This is a genomic window from Pseudomonas sp. FEN, assembly GCF_904067045.1.
Lineage (GTDB): Bacteria > Pseudomonadota > Gammaproteobacteria > Pseudomonadales > Pseudomonadaceae > Aquipseudomonas.
Map to the genome: position 1 here is coordinate 278148 of NZ_CAJFDC010000001.1, position 14485 is coordinate 292632.

At 63.6% G+C, this 14485-nt stretch carries 15 protein-coding genes and 1 riboswitch; of the genes, 3 read left to right on the top strand and 12 right to left on the bottom strand.

Annotation, left to right across the window (positions count from 1 at the left end):
* Positions 1-5: 5 nt before the first annotated feature.
* The 6 genes from PFEN_RS01340 to cobO are packed head-to-tail and all read right to left on the bottom strand — an operon-like array spanning position 6 to position 5960.
* Positions 6-1460: a cobyric acid synthase gene (locus PFEN_RS01340; RefSeq protein ID WP_191485242.1), complete on the bottom strand. Its 1455-nt coding sequence runs from the start codon at positions 1458-1460 to the stop codon at positions 6-8.
* Entirely contained in the window at positions 1457-2449 is a 993-nt protein-coding gene (cobD, locus tag PFEN_RS01345) for a threonine-phosphate decarboxylase CobD (protein ID WP_191485243.1), read from the bottom strand. Before cobD ends, PFEN_RS01340 begins: the two co-directional genes overlap by 4 nt.
* A complete protein-coding gene (gene cbiB, locus PFEN_RS01350; protein ID WP_191485244.1) occupies positions 2442-3350 on the bottom strand; it encodes an adenosylcobinamide-phosphate synthase CbiB in 909 nt (302 codons plus the stop codon). Before cbiB ends, cobD begins: the two co-directional genes overlap by 8 nt.
* The gene (gene bluB, locus PFEN_RS01355; protein ID WP_191485245.1) at positions 3347-3997 is read right to left on the bottom strand and encodes a 5,6-dimethylbenzimidazole synthase; all 651 of its coding nucleotides are present in this window, start codon (positions 3995-3997) and stop codon (positions 3347-3349) included. Before bluB ends, cbiB begins: the two co-directional genes overlap by 4 nt.
* Positions 3994-5352: a cobyrinate a,c-diamide synthase gene (locus PFEN_RS01360; RefSeq protein WP_191485246.1), complete on the bottom strand. Its 1359-nt coding sequence runs from the start codon at positions 5350-5352 to the stop codon at positions 3994-3996. The genes bluB and PFEN_RS01360 overlap by 4 nt, the downstream gene beginning before the upstream one ends.
* Entirely contained in the window at positions 5349-5960 is a 612-nt protein-coding gene (cobO, locus tag PFEN_RS01365; RefSeq protein WP_191485247.1) for a cob(I)yrinic acid a,c-diamide adenosyltransferase, read from the bottom strand. Before cobO ends, PFEN_RS01360 begins: the two co-directional genes overlap by 4 nt.
* Positions 5961-6042: 82 nt before the next feature.
* Positions 6043-6264: riboswitch (cobalamin riboswitch) on the bottom strand.
* Between the two features lie 222 nt (positions 6265-6486).
* Between cobO and PFEN_RS01370 the strand changes: the two genes are divergently transcribed.
* Positions 6487-7065 (top strand): hypothetical protein, encoded by a 579-nt coding sequence (locus PFEN_RS01370; RefSeq protein ID WP_191485248.1) that lies wholly within the window; start codon positions 6487-6489, stop codon positions 7063-7065.
* Between the two features lie 8 nt (positions 7066-7073).
* Here PFEN_RS01370 and PFEN_RS01375 read toward each other — a convergent pair whose 3' ends face one another.
* From PFEN_RS01375 to PFEN_RS01400, 6 genes are all read right to left on the bottom strand, one after another.
* A complete protein-coding gene (locus PFEN_RS01375; protein ID WP_191485249.1) occupies positions 7074-7736 on the bottom strand; it encodes a class I SAM-dependent methyltransferase in 663 nt (220 codons plus the stop codon).
* Between the two features lie 24 nt (positions 7737-7760).
* A complete protein-coding gene (locus tag PFEN_RS01380; RefSeq protein WP_191485250.1) occupies positions 7761-8297 on the bottom strand; it encodes a C40 family peptidase in 537 nt (178 codons plus the stop codon).
* A gap of 232 nt (positions 8298-8529) precedes the next feature.
* Positions 8530-9165: a C40 family peptidase gene (locus tag PFEN_RS01385; RefSeq protein WP_191485251.1), complete on the bottom strand. Its 636-nt coding sequence runs from the start codon at positions 9163-9165 to the stop codon at positions 8530-8532.
* Between the two features lie 211 nt (positions 9166-9376).
* Positions 9377-10081 (bottom strand): DnaA regulatory inactivator Hda, encoded by a 705-nt coding sequence (hda, locus tag PFEN_RS01390; protein ID WP_100940947.1) that lies wholly within the window; start codon positions 10079-10081, stop codon positions 9377-9379.
* A gap of 124 nt (positions 10082-10205) precedes the next feature.
* A complete protein-coding gene (locus tag PFEN_RS01395) occupies positions 10206-11279 on the bottom strand; it encodes an AI-2E family transporter (RefSeq protein ID WP_191485252.1) in 1074 nt (357 codons plus the stop codon).
* Between the two features lie 49 nt (positions 11280-11328).
* Positions 11329-12384 carry a DUF2066 domain-containing protein gene (locus PFEN_RS01400; protein ID WP_191485253.1) on the bottom strand — a complete coding sequence of 352 codons (1056 nt, stop codon included), beginning with the start codon at positions 12382-12384 and terminating at the stop codon, positions 11329-11331.
* A gap of 379 nt (positions 12385-12763) precedes the next feature.
* On the opposite strand from PFEN_RS01400, the gene purM reads away from it, so the two are divergent.
* Both purM and purN read left to right on the top strand, forming a co-directional pair.
* Positions 12764-13822, top strand: coding sequence for a phosphoribosylformylglycinamidine cyclo-ligase (purM, locus tag PFEN_RS01405; RefSeq protein ID WP_191485254.1), 1059 nt, complete (start codon positions 12764-12766; stop codon positions 13820-13822).
* A gap of 11 nt (positions 13823-13833) precedes the next feature.
* Entirely contained in the window at positions 13834-14484 is a 651-nt protein-coding gene (gene purN, locus PFEN_RS01410; RefSeq protein ID WP_191485901.1) for a phosphoribosylglycinamide formyltransferase, read from the top strand.
* Position 14485: the final 1 nt, after the last annotated feature.

Consider the following 14485-nt stretch of genomic DNA (forward strand, 5'->3'; position numbering starts at 1 on the left):
TGTCCTTATTCAAGACCGCAGAGCTGACGCAGGCGGTCGGTATCCAGATGATTTTCCACCAGGTCGGCCAGGCGCTCGATATCGCGCTCGCGCAGGGCGTGATAATCGACCTCCCGCACCTGCGCCAAGCCAGCCCAGCGCAGCAGCGCGGCGCAGGCCCGAGGCGACTCGAACAAGCCGTGCAGGTAAGTCCCGAGCACCTGTCCGTCGGCGCTTCGAGCACCGTCGCAACGGCCGTCGTCCAGGTACACCGCGGGCTGTTCCAGCGCCGCGCCGACGGTCACCCCGGCATGGATTTCATAACCACTGACCGCGGCGTCTTCCAGCACCAGGCGACCGCGTACATTGCGCAATTGTTTCTCCTGCTCAAGCGCGGTGCTCAGGGCCAGCAAGCCGAACCCCGCACTTGTGCCCGGTGTCCCTTCCAGCCCCAGGGGGTCATGCACCTGCTCACCGAGCATCTGCAGGCCGCCGCAGATCCCCAGCACCTTGCCGCCATAGCGCAAGTGACGCTGGATGGCCGTGTCCCAGCCCTGCTCGCGCAGGTAGGCCAGGTCGCCGCGCACGCTCTTGGAGCCGGGCAGGATGATCAGGTCCGCGGCCGGAATCGCCTGGCCAGGACCGATGAACCGCAGGTCTACCTGCGGATGCAGGCGCAAGGGATCGAAATCGGTATGGTTGCTGATGCGTGGCAGTACCGGCACCACCACGTTCAACACCTGGTCGGCCTTGTCGACCTGGCGTTGATCGAGGCCGTCCTCGGCTTCCAGATGCAGGTCCGACACATAGGGCAACACGCCGATCACCGGCTTGCCGGTACGCTGTTCCAGCCAGTCCAGCCCGGACCGCAACAGCGCGAGATCACCGCGAAAACGGTTGATGATGAAGCCCTTGATCCGCGCCTGCTCGCTGGGCGACAGCAGCTCCAGGGTGCCCACCAGATGGGCGAAAACCCCGCCGCGATTGATATCGGCAATCAACAGCACCGGGCAGTCCACTGCCTCGGCGAAGCCCATGTTGGCGATATCGCCAGCGCGCAGATTGATCTCCGCCGGCGACCCCGCGCCTTCGACCATCACCACGGGATACGCGGCGCTCAGACGTTGGTGCGAAGCCAGCACCGCCTGCATGGCGATGGCCTTGTAGTCGTGATAGGCCACGGCGTTCATGCTGGTCACGGCGCGACCGTGGATGATCACCTGGGCGCCGGTGTCGCTATTGGGCTTGAGCAACACCGGGTTCATGTCGGTGTGGGGCAGCAGGCCCGCCGCCTGGGCCTGGACCGCCTGGGCCCGGCCGATCTCGCCACCGTCGGCGGTCACCGCGCTGTTGAGCGCCATGTTCTGCGGCTTGAACGGCACCACGCGCACGCCCTGGCGGCTAAGCCAGCGACACAGAGCGGTCACCAGCGTGCTCTTGCCGGCATCGGAGGTGGTGCCTTGGACCATCAGGGTGCTCATGACTGTTCCTCGGCAAAGGCGCGCAATGCCTGCTCCAGGCGCAACCAATCGGTGTCATTGGCGGGCAGACCGAAACGCAGGCTGCTGTTCTGGGCGAACAGCCGCAGCAGAATGCCCCGGCGTGCCATGAACTCATACAACCGCTCGGCCCGCGAAGTCATCAGCCACTGAAACAGCGCGCAACCCCCCTGGGGCGCCAGGTCGAAACGCGTCAACAACTCCACCAGGCGCTGGCTGGCCTGTTCGCTGCGCACACGCTGGCGCTCGTGCCCGGCGGTATCGCCGAGGCACACTTGCCCCACTACCCGCGTCGGCCCGCTGACCGCCCACGGCCCGACCTGTTCAGCGAGCAATTTGAGCAACTTGCCTTCCGCCAGGACAAACCCCAGGCGCGCACCGGCCAGGCCGAAGAACTTGCCGAACGAACGCAGGACAATCAGGCCGACCTTGTGACTGTGGGCCGCCAGGCTGCGCTGCGGCGTGTTGTCCATGAAGGCTTCGTCCACCACCAGCCAACCACCGCGCTGGGCCAGTCGAGCATGCCACTGCAGCAACTGCTCCGGGGTCAGGCTCAGGCCCGTGGGATTGTTCGGGTTGACCACCACCAACACGTCGAGGCTGTCGAGAAAAAACTCGACCTCGTGCTCCAGCACTTCACGCACGATATAACCATTGCGCCGCCAGGCCTCGGCATGTTCGGCGTAACACGGGGAAAGCACACCGACCTTGCCCGAACGGCGCAGGCGCGGCAGCAACTGGATCGCCGCCTGGGAGCCGGGTACCGGCAACACCCGAGGCGCGCCGTAATAGGTACAGGCGGCCCGCTCCAGGCCGTCATCGGTTTCCGGCAGGCGTGCCCAGGCACGCTCGGGGATCGGCGGGATCGGCCAGGGCCAGGGCGCCAGGCCACTGGACAGATCCAGCCAATCGGCCTCGGCAATCCCATAGTGTTCCACCGCCTTGCGCAAGCGTCCGCCGTGCTCAAGCATAGATCTCAGCTCCCAGACAGAGAATCAGCAACCACAACCACACACCCCGTTGTACCAACTGCCAGCCACGGTCGATGGAGTCGGCGCTGGCCGGCTCCCCCTCGCCCAGTTGCGGACGCAGATGCAATTCACCGTGATAAATCGCCGCGCCCCCCAACTCGACCCCCAGTGCCCCGGCGCCGGCCGCCATCACCGGCCCGGCATTCGGGCTGTCCCAGGCCGGTCCCTGGCGGCGCCAGCACTGCAACGCCAACCCGGTCTTGCCGAGCAGGGCGTAGGTCAGGGCTACCAACCGTGCAGGAATATAGTTCAAGACATCGTCGATCCGCGCCGCCGCCCAGCCAAAACGCTCGAAACGCTCGTTGCGATAACCCCACATGGCGTCCAGGGTATTGCTCAGGCGATACAGCACCACGCCGGGCGCCCCGGCGACCACAAACCAGAACAGCGCGGCGAACACCGCATCGCTGCCGTTTTCCAGGACCGACTCGGTGGCCGCGCGGGCCACTTCGGTGTGATCGAGCTCCGTGGTCTGGCGACTGACCAGGTAGCTCACGCGCTGACGCGCGCGCGCCAGGTCATCGCTGCGCAACGCCTGGGCCACGGGGATCACGTGCTCGCCGAGACTGCGCAAGCCGAGGGCACAGTAGAGCGCGAGGATGTCGACGCTCCAGCCGACATAGGGCGCCCACGACAAGGCCGTGGCCAGGAGCGTCAGCGGCAGCACCGCCAACACCCAGGCGGTGACCCCATGACTGCGCCAGCCTCGTCCGCCGGCGTTGAAACGTTGCTCGATACGCTCCGCCAGACGGCCGAACGCCACCAGCGGATGCCAGCGTTTAGGTTCACCCAGCAGCGCATCCAGCGCTACCCCGGCGACACTCAACAACGCCACACTCATTGACTCACTCCCCAATAATTCTCATACAACAGTTCACTCAAGGGGCGCGGTTGCGCCCAACCTTCCAGCACCAGCATCGGTGCCGGATAGAACGCCTCGACCGGTCCCAGGCAGAGCACCGCCAACGGCTTGGCCCCCGCCGGCAGACCCAGCAGTTGCGCCAGGGCCCGCGGCTCGAACAGCGAGACCCAGCCCATGCCCAGGCCTTCGGCGCGGGCGGCCAGCCAGAGATTCTGGATGGCGCAGGACAAGGAGGCCATATCCATTTCCGGCAAGGTGCGACGGCCGAAGATATGACGCTCACGATCATCCATCAGCGCGGCAACCAGGACCTCGGCACAGTCGTTGATCCCTTCGACTTTCAATTTCATGAATTCATCGGAACGCTCGCCCAGGGCCTCGGCGGTGCGTACCCGTTCTACTTCCACCAACTGCTGGATCTGGCCGCGCAAGCCGCGGTCGCTGATGCGAATAAACCGCCAGGGCTGCATCAGCCCGACGCTGGGTGCCTGGTGCGCCGCTTCGAGCAGGCGCGAGAGCAACTCGGGCGCTACGCCGCCACCGATAAAATGGCGCATATCGCGGCGCTCGCCGATGACACGGTAGACCGCCGCGCGTTCTTCAGGGCTAAAAGCGTTGTTGGTCATGGCCTCCGCGCGGTTGAATCCGCGCGCTCCGAGAGTGCGCCGGCCTTGGCAAGGTGAATATCAGGCGCCAGCAGCGCGGCAATCGCCCGCGGGTTGGACGGAAAATAGAAGTGCACATAAGAGGCGGTCATCCGCCCCTGGCGATACACCGCCTCGGCACCGCGCCCGCCATTGGGGCTCAGGCCCCGAGCAATCGGCTCGAGCACCGTGGTGGTCAGCGAATGGTGATAGGTGTGACCGCGCAACAGCCCTTCCGGCAAGGTCACCGCCTGCAGGGCCAGGGCCGCCAGGCGCTTCTGCATCACCGCCTCTCCCGCCAGCAGGCCCAGTAACTCGGCGCGTTGCCCGTCGACATCGGTCAGCGCCTCGAGCAGATAAAGCATTCCGCCGCATTCGGCGAGCAAGGGTTTGCCGGCCTGATGGTGGGCGCGAATCGCGGTCAGCATCGGGGTATTGCGCGCCAGGGCCAAGTGATGCAGCTCGGGATAACCGCCGGGCAGGTAAAGACTGTCCGCCTCGGGCAAGACCTGATCGTGGATCGGCGAGAAGAAGCGTAATTCGGCGCCCATGGCCCGCAGCAGGTCCAGGTTGGCGCCATAGATGAAGGCAAAGGCCTCGTCATGGGCGACAGCAATCCGCACGCCGGCCAGCAGCGGTTCGACGACTGGCGGTTCGGGCGCGGCAAACGCCACCGGCGGTGGCAATGCCACCTCGCAACTGCCGGCCAGCGCCTCGGCGGCCGCGTCCAGGCGCTTGTCCAGGTCATTCAATTCACTGGCCTGTACCAGGCCAAGATGGCGGCTCGGCAACTCGATCCCGGTTTCCCGGGAGAGCGCGCCGTACCAGCGCAAGCCTTCGGTCAGGCTACCTTCGAGCAACTGCGCGTGACGCAGGGTGCCGACGCGGTTGGCCAGCACCCCGGCGAACGGCAGGTCCGGTTGGTAACGCGCCAGTCCCAGGGCCAGGGCGCCGAACGTCTGGGCCATGGCGGTACCGTCGATGACCCCGAGCACCGGCACACCGAAATGCCGGGCCAGATCGGCACTCGATGGCGTGCCGTCAAACAGTCCCATGACCCCTTCGATCAGGATCAGGTCGGCCTCGCCCGCCGCTTCCCAGAGCAGCCGGCGACTATCCTCGGCGCCGACCATCCACAAATCCAGCTGATAGACCGGCGCACCGCTGGCACGCTCATGGATCATCGGGTCGAGAAAATCCGGGCCGCACTTGAAGACCCGAACCTTGCGCCCCTGATTGCGGTGCAGGCGCGCCAGGGCCGCCGTCACCGTGGTCTTGCCCTGGCCGGAAGCCGGCGCGGCGATCAGCACCGCCGGGCAATGCCGGGTTTGCTTCATAGCTCGATGCCCTTCTGGGCCTTGATCCCGGCCTGGAACGCATGCTTGAGCAGGCCCATTTCGGTCACGGTATCGGCCAGTTCGATCATTTCCGGCTTGGCGCCGCGTCCGGTGACCAGCACGTGCTGCATTGGCGGACGGGCTTGCAGGTCGGTCAACACCTGGTCGAGGTCCAGATAACCGTGCTTGAGGGCGATATTCAGTTCATCGAGGACCACCAGGCCGATGCCCGGGTCACGCAGCATTTCCCGGGAGACGGCCCAGGCGGCTTCGGCGGCGGCGATATCGCGCTGGCGATCCTGGGTTTCCCAGGTAAAGCCTTCCCCCATCACATGGAAGCGCACCTGCTCGGGAAAGCGCCGGAAGAACAGTTCTTCGCCGGTGCTGTTGCGGCCCTTGATAAATTGCACCACGCCGCACTGCATGCCATGGCCCATGGCCCGGGCGAGCATGCCGAAGGCCGAGCTGCTCTTGCCCTTGCCGTTGCCAGTGAGCACCAGCAACAGACCGCATTCGTTCGGGGCGCTGGCGATACGCTCGTCGATCACCGACTTTTTGCGCAGCATGCGCGCCAGATGGCGTTCGTCGCGGTCGGGGGATTGGTTCATGGCAGCTCTCCGTTGGGGCTGGATAAGGCAAACGGGGGGCAGGGACAAGCGCGGCCGGGGCCGTCCAGCATCGCCCGCCGTGACGCTGTGGGATGGATCAGGCCGGTCTCCGGGCTCATGAGCGCGTATCCGCGGGACCGCGCGCCTTCCCATGTCGGCTGGACACAGTGGCTCAAGGCGCGGTCTTGACTCATTTACCGTTGCGGGGGCAGCGCCGGAATCACACCTGTCGAAGGGCTCACCGGCTTCCCTGTTTCACCCTGTCGGCGGTTCGCCACAGAGCACCTGAAACAATCGGCGAAGGTTAGAGGGTTGGGGGTGGAGCGTCAAATAAAGCCGCCATTGCAAAAGCAAACGCCCCGGACCGGCCGGGGCGTTTGCGGACAATGTGCGAAGGTTTTTTGCCAAATCCGAGCATTCTTCCAAATCACGACCAGTTCAAAAAGCTGACGCCAGAATTTGTGCTACTTTGATAATCGCGATATCAAATAGCCATAACCCAATCAAGAATAAAAAGGGAAGCCCCATGCAAGGCCTGATCATCAGCAATCCGAAACTGGAATTCTTGCGCCCCGCCCTGGAGCGCTGGCCCGAATGCATCGATCGCTACAACCAACTCCTCGGTGACGGGCAGGCGCCCTACTGGTTCAACGAACGGGCCAACCTGGGGCTGTTGTCGGTAGCCGCCTGGGCCGCGGAAATGGTCACCCTGGAGCATTTCCCGACCAAGAAGCAGCTCGAAGAGGGGAACCGCGGCGGACGCTGCGACCTGCAGATCTCCACCGCACAGGAGTCGGTCTATATCCAGGCCACGCAACGCTGGCCCAGGGTCAACAACCTCAACCCGATGCCGGCCCTGCTGGATGTAGCGAGCGACGCCAAGAAGATCAGCCACCCCCACCACCTGAAACTCGGCTGCCTGTTCGTCTCACCCTTCAAGCCGCAACAGAGCCCCAGCCCGGAGGACCTGCAGGACATGGTCGATGACCTGCAAAAAGCCAACAGCTGCGCCGCGGCCTGGTACTTCCCCTACGCTTATCGCAAGTTGCACAACGAAGCCGGCCAGTACCACCCCGGCATCGCCCTGCTGTTCAAGGAAGCTTGAGCGAGCGCCTAGACCTTTCGGCACAGCGTCAGACCATCGCCCAGCGGCAACAGCGACAGATCCACCCGCGCGTCATCCTTCAAGGCCCGATTCAGTGCCTGGATGGCGCGGGTGTCGGCGCTTTGCGCATTCACCTCCAGCACCCGCCCGCTCCACAGCGTGTTATCGAACATCGCCAGGCCACCCGGACGCAGCAAGCGCAGGGCACTTTCCAGATATGTCGGGTAATTGGCCTTGTCGGCATCGATGAAGATCAGGTCGAACTGCCCATCCTGCCCTTGCCGCTCCAGCTGCGCCAGGGTTTCCAGCGCTGGCGCCAGGCGCAGCTCGATACGCCCGGCCAGCCCCGCCTCCCGCCAGTAGCGCAATGCCGTGGCGTTGTAGTCTCCGGGAATATCGCAGCACAGCAAGCTGCCACCCTCCGGCAAGGCCGAAGCCATGCACAAGGCGCTGTAGCCGGTGAAGGTACCGATTTCGAGCAAGCGCCGAGCGCCGGTCAGCTTGACCAGCAGCGCGAGGAACTGGCCCTGCTCAGGGGCTACCTGCCAACGCGCATTGGGTAGTTTCCGGGTTTCGTCGCGCAGACGCTTGAGCAGCGGCGTTTCACGCAGGGAAACGTCCAGCAGATAGCCGTAGAGCGCATCGTCCAGCTTGAGGGTGCGAGCGGTCATGACAACCTCGCGGCCATGCAGGAATTAAGGGTTGCTCGCCAGATGCCCGGCCGGCAACACGCGCTTGGCGTTCAAGTAGGCATGTTGCCAATAGGCCTTGGCCAAGGTGTCCAGCTTCACCATACCACCAGTGGCCGGCGCATGCACGAAGCGACCTTCGCCGACATAAATGCCAGCATGGCTGACCTGGGAACCACCGTTGGTGGCGAAGAAGATCAGGTCGCCGGTCTGCAGCGCGTTCTGCGGCACGTTCGGCGCCCGCATCACGATCAGCTCGCGGGTCGAGCGCGGCAGGTTGATGCCCGCCATGTCGCGATACACATAACCGATCAGGCCACTGCAATCAAAACCCGAGTCCGGAGTATTGCCGCCCCAACGATAGGGCGTGCCAACCAGACCCAAGGCACGGAACAGTACGTCTTCAGCCTCTGGCGACGAGGGTTGCTGAGGAGCGAATACCATGGGGCGAGCCACGGGCGCAGGCGAATGCGGCGCATGGCCAGCACATGCGCCGAGCAGCGCTGTGAAGGCAATCAAGGCAATACGGGCCGAGGTCGACATGTGCAGAAATCCTGACTGAATGCGGCTTTCTCTGCCGTGGCGTAAAGAAATCAAAACCGCGCAAGTAGGGCTTGCGCGGTCAGACACTCAACAATATGTCAGGATTCTAGCGGCTATACGCCAAACTTCAAGTATCACTTTAACTTCGGACGTTTTTTGTACAAATTGCCTGACGCTGAAGCCTGGCATTTAGCCATCAGCCGGGCCGATGGCGCTGAAAACGTCCGCTTGATTACTTGTTGCTGGCCGTGACCACGGTCGGAGCCATCGCCAGGGCGCGCTTGGCTTCAATGAAGGTCTTGCTCCAGTAGCTGTCGCCCAGACTGTCGATCCGGACACCACCGCTGCGGCGGCTGCTGGAGTGAATGAACTGGTCATCGCCCAGGTAGATCCCGGCGTGGCTGACACGACCGCGACGACCATTGGTGGCGAAGAACAGCAGATCACCTGGTTTGAGCTTGTTACGCGCAACCAGGGGCGCCTTCACGTTGATCATCTCACGAGTGGAACGCGGCAGGTCAAGGCCCGCTTCCTCACGGAACAGATAACCGATGAAGCCGCTGCAGTCAAAACCGGAACTCTCGGTGGTGCCGCCAAAACGGTAACGGGTACCGATCAGGGACATGCCACGCTCGAGAATGCTGTCGGCAAGGACCGGCAAGCGGTAAGGCTTGCCGTCGGCGAACTCGGCGAGTTCTTTTTCCGTGGCCAGCTCGTCATCCAGTACGGATGAAGATTTGACGCCAGAAACCGAAGCGGTTTTGAGCGAATTATCGACCTGTTGCTGCGAAACCGGCGTATGTGCCGCGCAACCAAATAACAGGGTAACAAGTGCGAGAGGCACGAGGGGTGCGAAGCGATTTAGCATGGGCACGACCGTGGCTGAATTATTAGTAAGGCGTGACTATGCCTTCTATCACCCTCATTTGCAAATTTTATGGGACAAGATGTGACTCGGTCGTTTCTTGAAAACATCTAACGACTTAATACCCAAACGGTTCCCGCGCGCCCGAAAAAAGCTTCTGGCGTGGGTTTTGTGACGTCTGGAATTTGGCGAAAAAGCGCTGAAAGCCCCGGTTTTACCAGCCCAGGGTCTCTTTGAGAAAGGGGATGGTCAGCTTGCGCTGGGCCTGCAAGGAGGCCTGATCGAGCCGCTCGAGCAATTCGAACAAGGCGCTCATGCTACGAGTCCCACGCGTCAGGATGAAATGCCCTACTTCGTCGGTCAAATGCAGACCACGCCTTGAAGCACGCAGTTGCAAAGCCCGCAGCTTGTCTTCGTCCGAAAGGGGGCGCATCTGGAAGATCAACGCCAGGGTCAGGCGCGATTTCAGGTCGGCCAGCTTGACCGGCAGTTCACGTGGCGAGGTCGATGCGGCAATCAGCAGGCGCCGACCGCTGTCACGCAGACGGTTGAACAGGTGAAACAGTGCCTCTTCCCAATCCGCGCGCCCGGCGACCACTTGCAGGTCATCCAGGCACACCAGTTCGTACTGCTCGAGGTTATCCAGCAACTCGACACCGCGATCCATCAACTCCGCCAGCGGCAGGTACACCGCTGGCTCCCCCATCTGCTCGAAGCGCAGGCAGGCCGCCTGCAACAGGTGGGTACGCCCCACGCCGTCCTTGCCCCAGAGGTAGATCAGGCTTTCGGTCCACCCGGCGTCGGCTTCGCATAGCCGCTCGACATAGCCGAGTGCAGCGGCATTGGCGCCTGGGTAGTAGTTGATGAAGGTGGCGTCATCGCGCAGACGCACACCTAGGGGCAGCTGAATCGGTTTCATGCTGACTGAACGGTTACCGGGAACCGTTAGTGGCCTCTGTGTAAAGTTTGCAAAGTTTATACCCGTGAGGCTGGGTGCACAATGCAACAGACCACAAGCAAAATCAAAGGTTTGCGAGCATTCATCAGAGATCGGGATCCTCCTGGCCGCCATACATGTCCGAACGTTTGTACAGATCGTGCACATGCCGCACCAGGACCATGATCACCGCCGCCACCGGCAAGGCCAGCAATACACCGGTGAAACCGAACAATTCACCACCGGCGAGGATCGCGAAAATCACCGCCACCGGATGCAGGCCGATGCGGTCACCGACCAGTAGCGGCGTCAGCACCATGCCTTCCAGGGCCTGGCCAATCATGAACACCGCGACGATCGCGATCATCGGGTACAGCTCACCGCCGAACTGGAACAGACCGGCAACCAGCGCCGCGCCGATGCCGATCACAAAGCCCATATAGGGAACGATGGCCGCCAAGCCGGCCAGCAGACCGATCAACAGGCCCAGCTCCAGGCCAACCAGCATCAGGCCACCGGCATAGATCCCCGCCAACGCCAGCATGACCAGCAACTGGCCGCGCACGAAGGCACCGAGCACGTCGTGGCACTCGCCCGCCAGGCCCACGATGCGCGCCTCCCGATCACGAGGCAGCAGGCTGCGGATCTTCGCCATCATCAGGTCCCAATCGCGCAGCAGGTAGAAACTCACCACGGGCACCAGCAACAGGTTCGCCGCGAAGCCGATCAGGGCCAGGCCCGAGGCCGTCGCCCGGGACAGCACCACGCCGACGATGTCGGTGGTCTGGCCCATGTGCTCAGTGATAGCCGCCTTGACCTTGTCGAACTTCCAGAAGCCGTCGGCCAGGCCGAACTTGTGCTGGGCCCAGGGCATGGCGGTGTGTTGCAGCCAGTCGAGCATCTGCGGCGCCAGCTCGTACAAGCGGAAGAATTGCTTGGCCAGCATCGGCACCAGCACCAGCAGCAAGGCCATCAACACCAGGATAAACAGGGCGAACACCGACACCACGCCCCAGGTCCGGGACATCCCGAGTTTTTCCAGGCGATCGACCACCGGATCGAACATATAGGCCAGCAGCAGACTCACCAGGAACGGCGAGAGGATCGGATGCAGCAAGTACACGAACAAGCACAGCACAAACGCCGCGCCCAACCAGAACCATTGACGTGTGTCGGTCACGGACGACCCCTGCCTTATATATAGAAAGAAATTCGATAGAACCGAAAACCTACCAGCGGAACCGCAACTGCGCCGTCGGTGCCGCTGGCGCAACAGGTGCCGCGGCCCCGGGGACTGGCGCTGGCGCGCTGGCCACCACCGGCACCCCTTCGCCCGCCGGAATCTCCTGCAACTTCGCCAGCCCCAACTGTGCCCGCAACTGCTCCGCGCTGCCGTTGACCTGATAGACGATCCGATCGCCATCCACGCTCAGCGGTCGACCGCCAAAGGGTTCGAGCAAATGCGTCAGGGCCGCGTAACGTTCCAGGTTCATGCCCTGCACCTCCAGCAGTTGTTCGCTCGACACTCCAGGCTTGGCCGCGAAGCGCGGCGCCAAGCGCTCGCTCACCGCCAACAGCACGGCATCCGCCAGCTCGGCGGGATTGGCGCCCTGGGCCGTGCCCTGGTCCTTCTGCTCGCCCAGCCACAAGCGCCACTTCGCCTGCCACTGCCCACCCTCTTCATGGGCATGCACCGCCAGCAGCGCATCGGCACCGTAGCGCTCGGACACCGCGCGCAACGGCGAAGCATCACTGCCCTCGAGGTTCTTCGCCGTGGCCACGATCTGTTCATCCAGGTCGGCCAACGGCAGGCGCAAGGGCAGGCCACGGTGTTGCGCCGCCCGGCGCAGCGGCTCGGCGGCCGCTTGCCCGTCGCCGACCAGGTTGGAACCGTCGGTCGCATCGTTCAGCCACCAACCGAGAATCGCCGGTCGGTTGCTGCCCCATAGCGCCAGCCCGGCACCGCGCAGCGCGCGGTCGGTGCTCACCGGGTCGAAATCCACCTGCAGGCTCTCCGGTGGTCCGGCGTCGTAGCCGTACTGGCTGATGATCTGCTGCGGATCCTTGCGCACCTCGGCCAGGCCAGGGCTCTGCAGCGCCTTGGGGTCGCCGGTCAGGCGCAACACCAGGGTTTCCAGGGCGCGCTGGCTGGCCTGGTTGCGTTCTTCCGGGGCCTGGCTGCCGACCGGTTCGCGCACCTGGTACAAGCCATTCAGGGTTTGCGCCTGGATGGCCAGGCTCAGCAGGGAAAGACAGCCGACACTCAATAATTTGAACAGACGCATGAAAAATCCCCGACGGGCAGAAAGCGGCAGGTAACGACCGCATGAAGACAGAGCGACAGTCCTAGGACCGCGGCGCAGTGCCATCATTCACACAATCGTTGAAAGTTTTTCCCCTGTCATAAAGACAGCGGATCAAAGGCTATACCTTATACAGCCGCGTCAATTGCAGCCAGCACGAGCGCACAGGGATTTTTTTAACGCGATATGACCCTGCCGTCGGCCCGAGGATGGCCGCTGCTGCCCAAGCCTGATAAAATCGCGCGCCTTCGCAGACCGGCGAGCATCAGCCCCTCAAGGAAACTCGAACCCGTTCGTTTTCCCCATGGCGCCCAAGCGCTCCCGGTCGATACCCCCTGAATCCCCCCTAAAGGCCTGGATCATGAGCAAGCAACCCTCCCTGAGCTACAAGGACGCCGGTGTAGACATCGACGCCGGTGAAGCATTGGTCGAACGCATCAAGAGCGTGGCCAAGCGCACCGCGCGCCCGGAAGTCATGGGTGGCCTGGGCGGTTTTGGCGCCCTCTGCGAGATCCCGGCCGGTTACAAGCAACCGGTCCTGGTCTCCGGCACCGACGGCGTCGGCACCAAGCTGCGCCTGGCGCTGAACCTGAACAAGCATGACAGCATCGGCATCGACCTGGTGGCCATGTGCGTGAACGACCTGGTGGTCTGCGGTGCCGAGCCGCTGTTCTTCCTCGATTACTACGCCACCGGCAAGCTCAATGTCGACACCGCCGCCCAGGTGGTGACCGGCATCGGCGCCGGCTGCGAACTGGCCGGCTGCTCCCTGGTGGGCGGCGAAACCGCTGAAATGCCGGGCATGTACGAAGGCGAAGACTACGACCTGGCCGGTTTCTGCGTCGGCGTGGTGGAAAAAGCCGAGATCATCGACGGCTCGAAAGTCGCCGCCGGCGACGCCCTGCTCGCCCTGCCGTCTTCCGGCCCGCATTCCAACGGCTACTCGCTGATCCGCAAGATCATCGAGGTGTCGGGTGCCGACATCGAAAACATCCAGCTCGACGGCAAGCCGCTGACCGACCTGCTGATGGCCCCGACCCGCATCTACGTCAAACCGTTGCTCAAGCTGATCAAGGATACCGGCGCGGTCAAGGCCATGGCCCATATCACCGGCGGCGGCCTGCTGGACAACATCCCGCGCGTGCTGCCCAAAGGTGCCCAGGCCGTGGTCGACGTGGCCAGCTGGCAGCGTCCGGCGGTCTTCGACTGGCTGCAGGAAAAGGGCAACGTCAATGAAACCGAAATGCACCGCGTGCTGAACTGCGGCGTCGGCATGGTCATCTGCGTCGCCCAGGAACACGTCGCGGCGGCGCTGAACGTGCTGCGCGAAGCTGGCGAACAGCCATGGGTCATCGGCCAGATCGCCACCGCCGCCGAAGGCGCTGCCCAGGTCGAGCTGAAGAACCTCAAGGCGCACTGATGGCCGAGCCGATGACCTCGACCTGTAACGTCGTGGTGTTGCTGTCCGGCTCCGGCAGCAACTTGCAGGCCCTGATCGACAGCGTGCGGTCCGGCGAAAGCCCGGCCCGCATCGCCGCGGTGATCTCCAACCGCGCCGATGCCTACGGCCTGCAACGCGCCCGGGACGCCGGTATCGAAACCCGCACCCTGGACCACAAGGCCTTCGAAGGCCGCGAAGCCTTCGATGCCGCGCTGATCGAGCTGATCGACACCTTCAATCCGCAACTGGTAGTCCTGGCCGGTTTCATGCGCATTCTCAGCGCTGGCTTCGTCCGCCACTATCAGGGTCGCCTGCTCAATATCCACCCCTCTCTCCTGCCCAAGTACAAAGGCCTGCACACCCATCAGCGCGCGCTGGAGGCCGGTGATCGGGAACATGGCTGCAGCGTGCACTTCGTCACCGAGGAACTCGATGGCGGGCCTCTGGTCGTACAGGCTGTGGTTACGGTAGAGTCTGATGATTCCACGCACAGCCTGGCGCAACGGGTCCATGCCCAGGAACACAGGATTTATCCGCTGGCGGTACGCTGGTTCGCCGAGGGACGCTTGGTCCTGAGTGAACAGGGTGCATTGTTGGACGGTCAATTACTCGCGGCCAGCGGCCATTTGATTCGAACCTAGG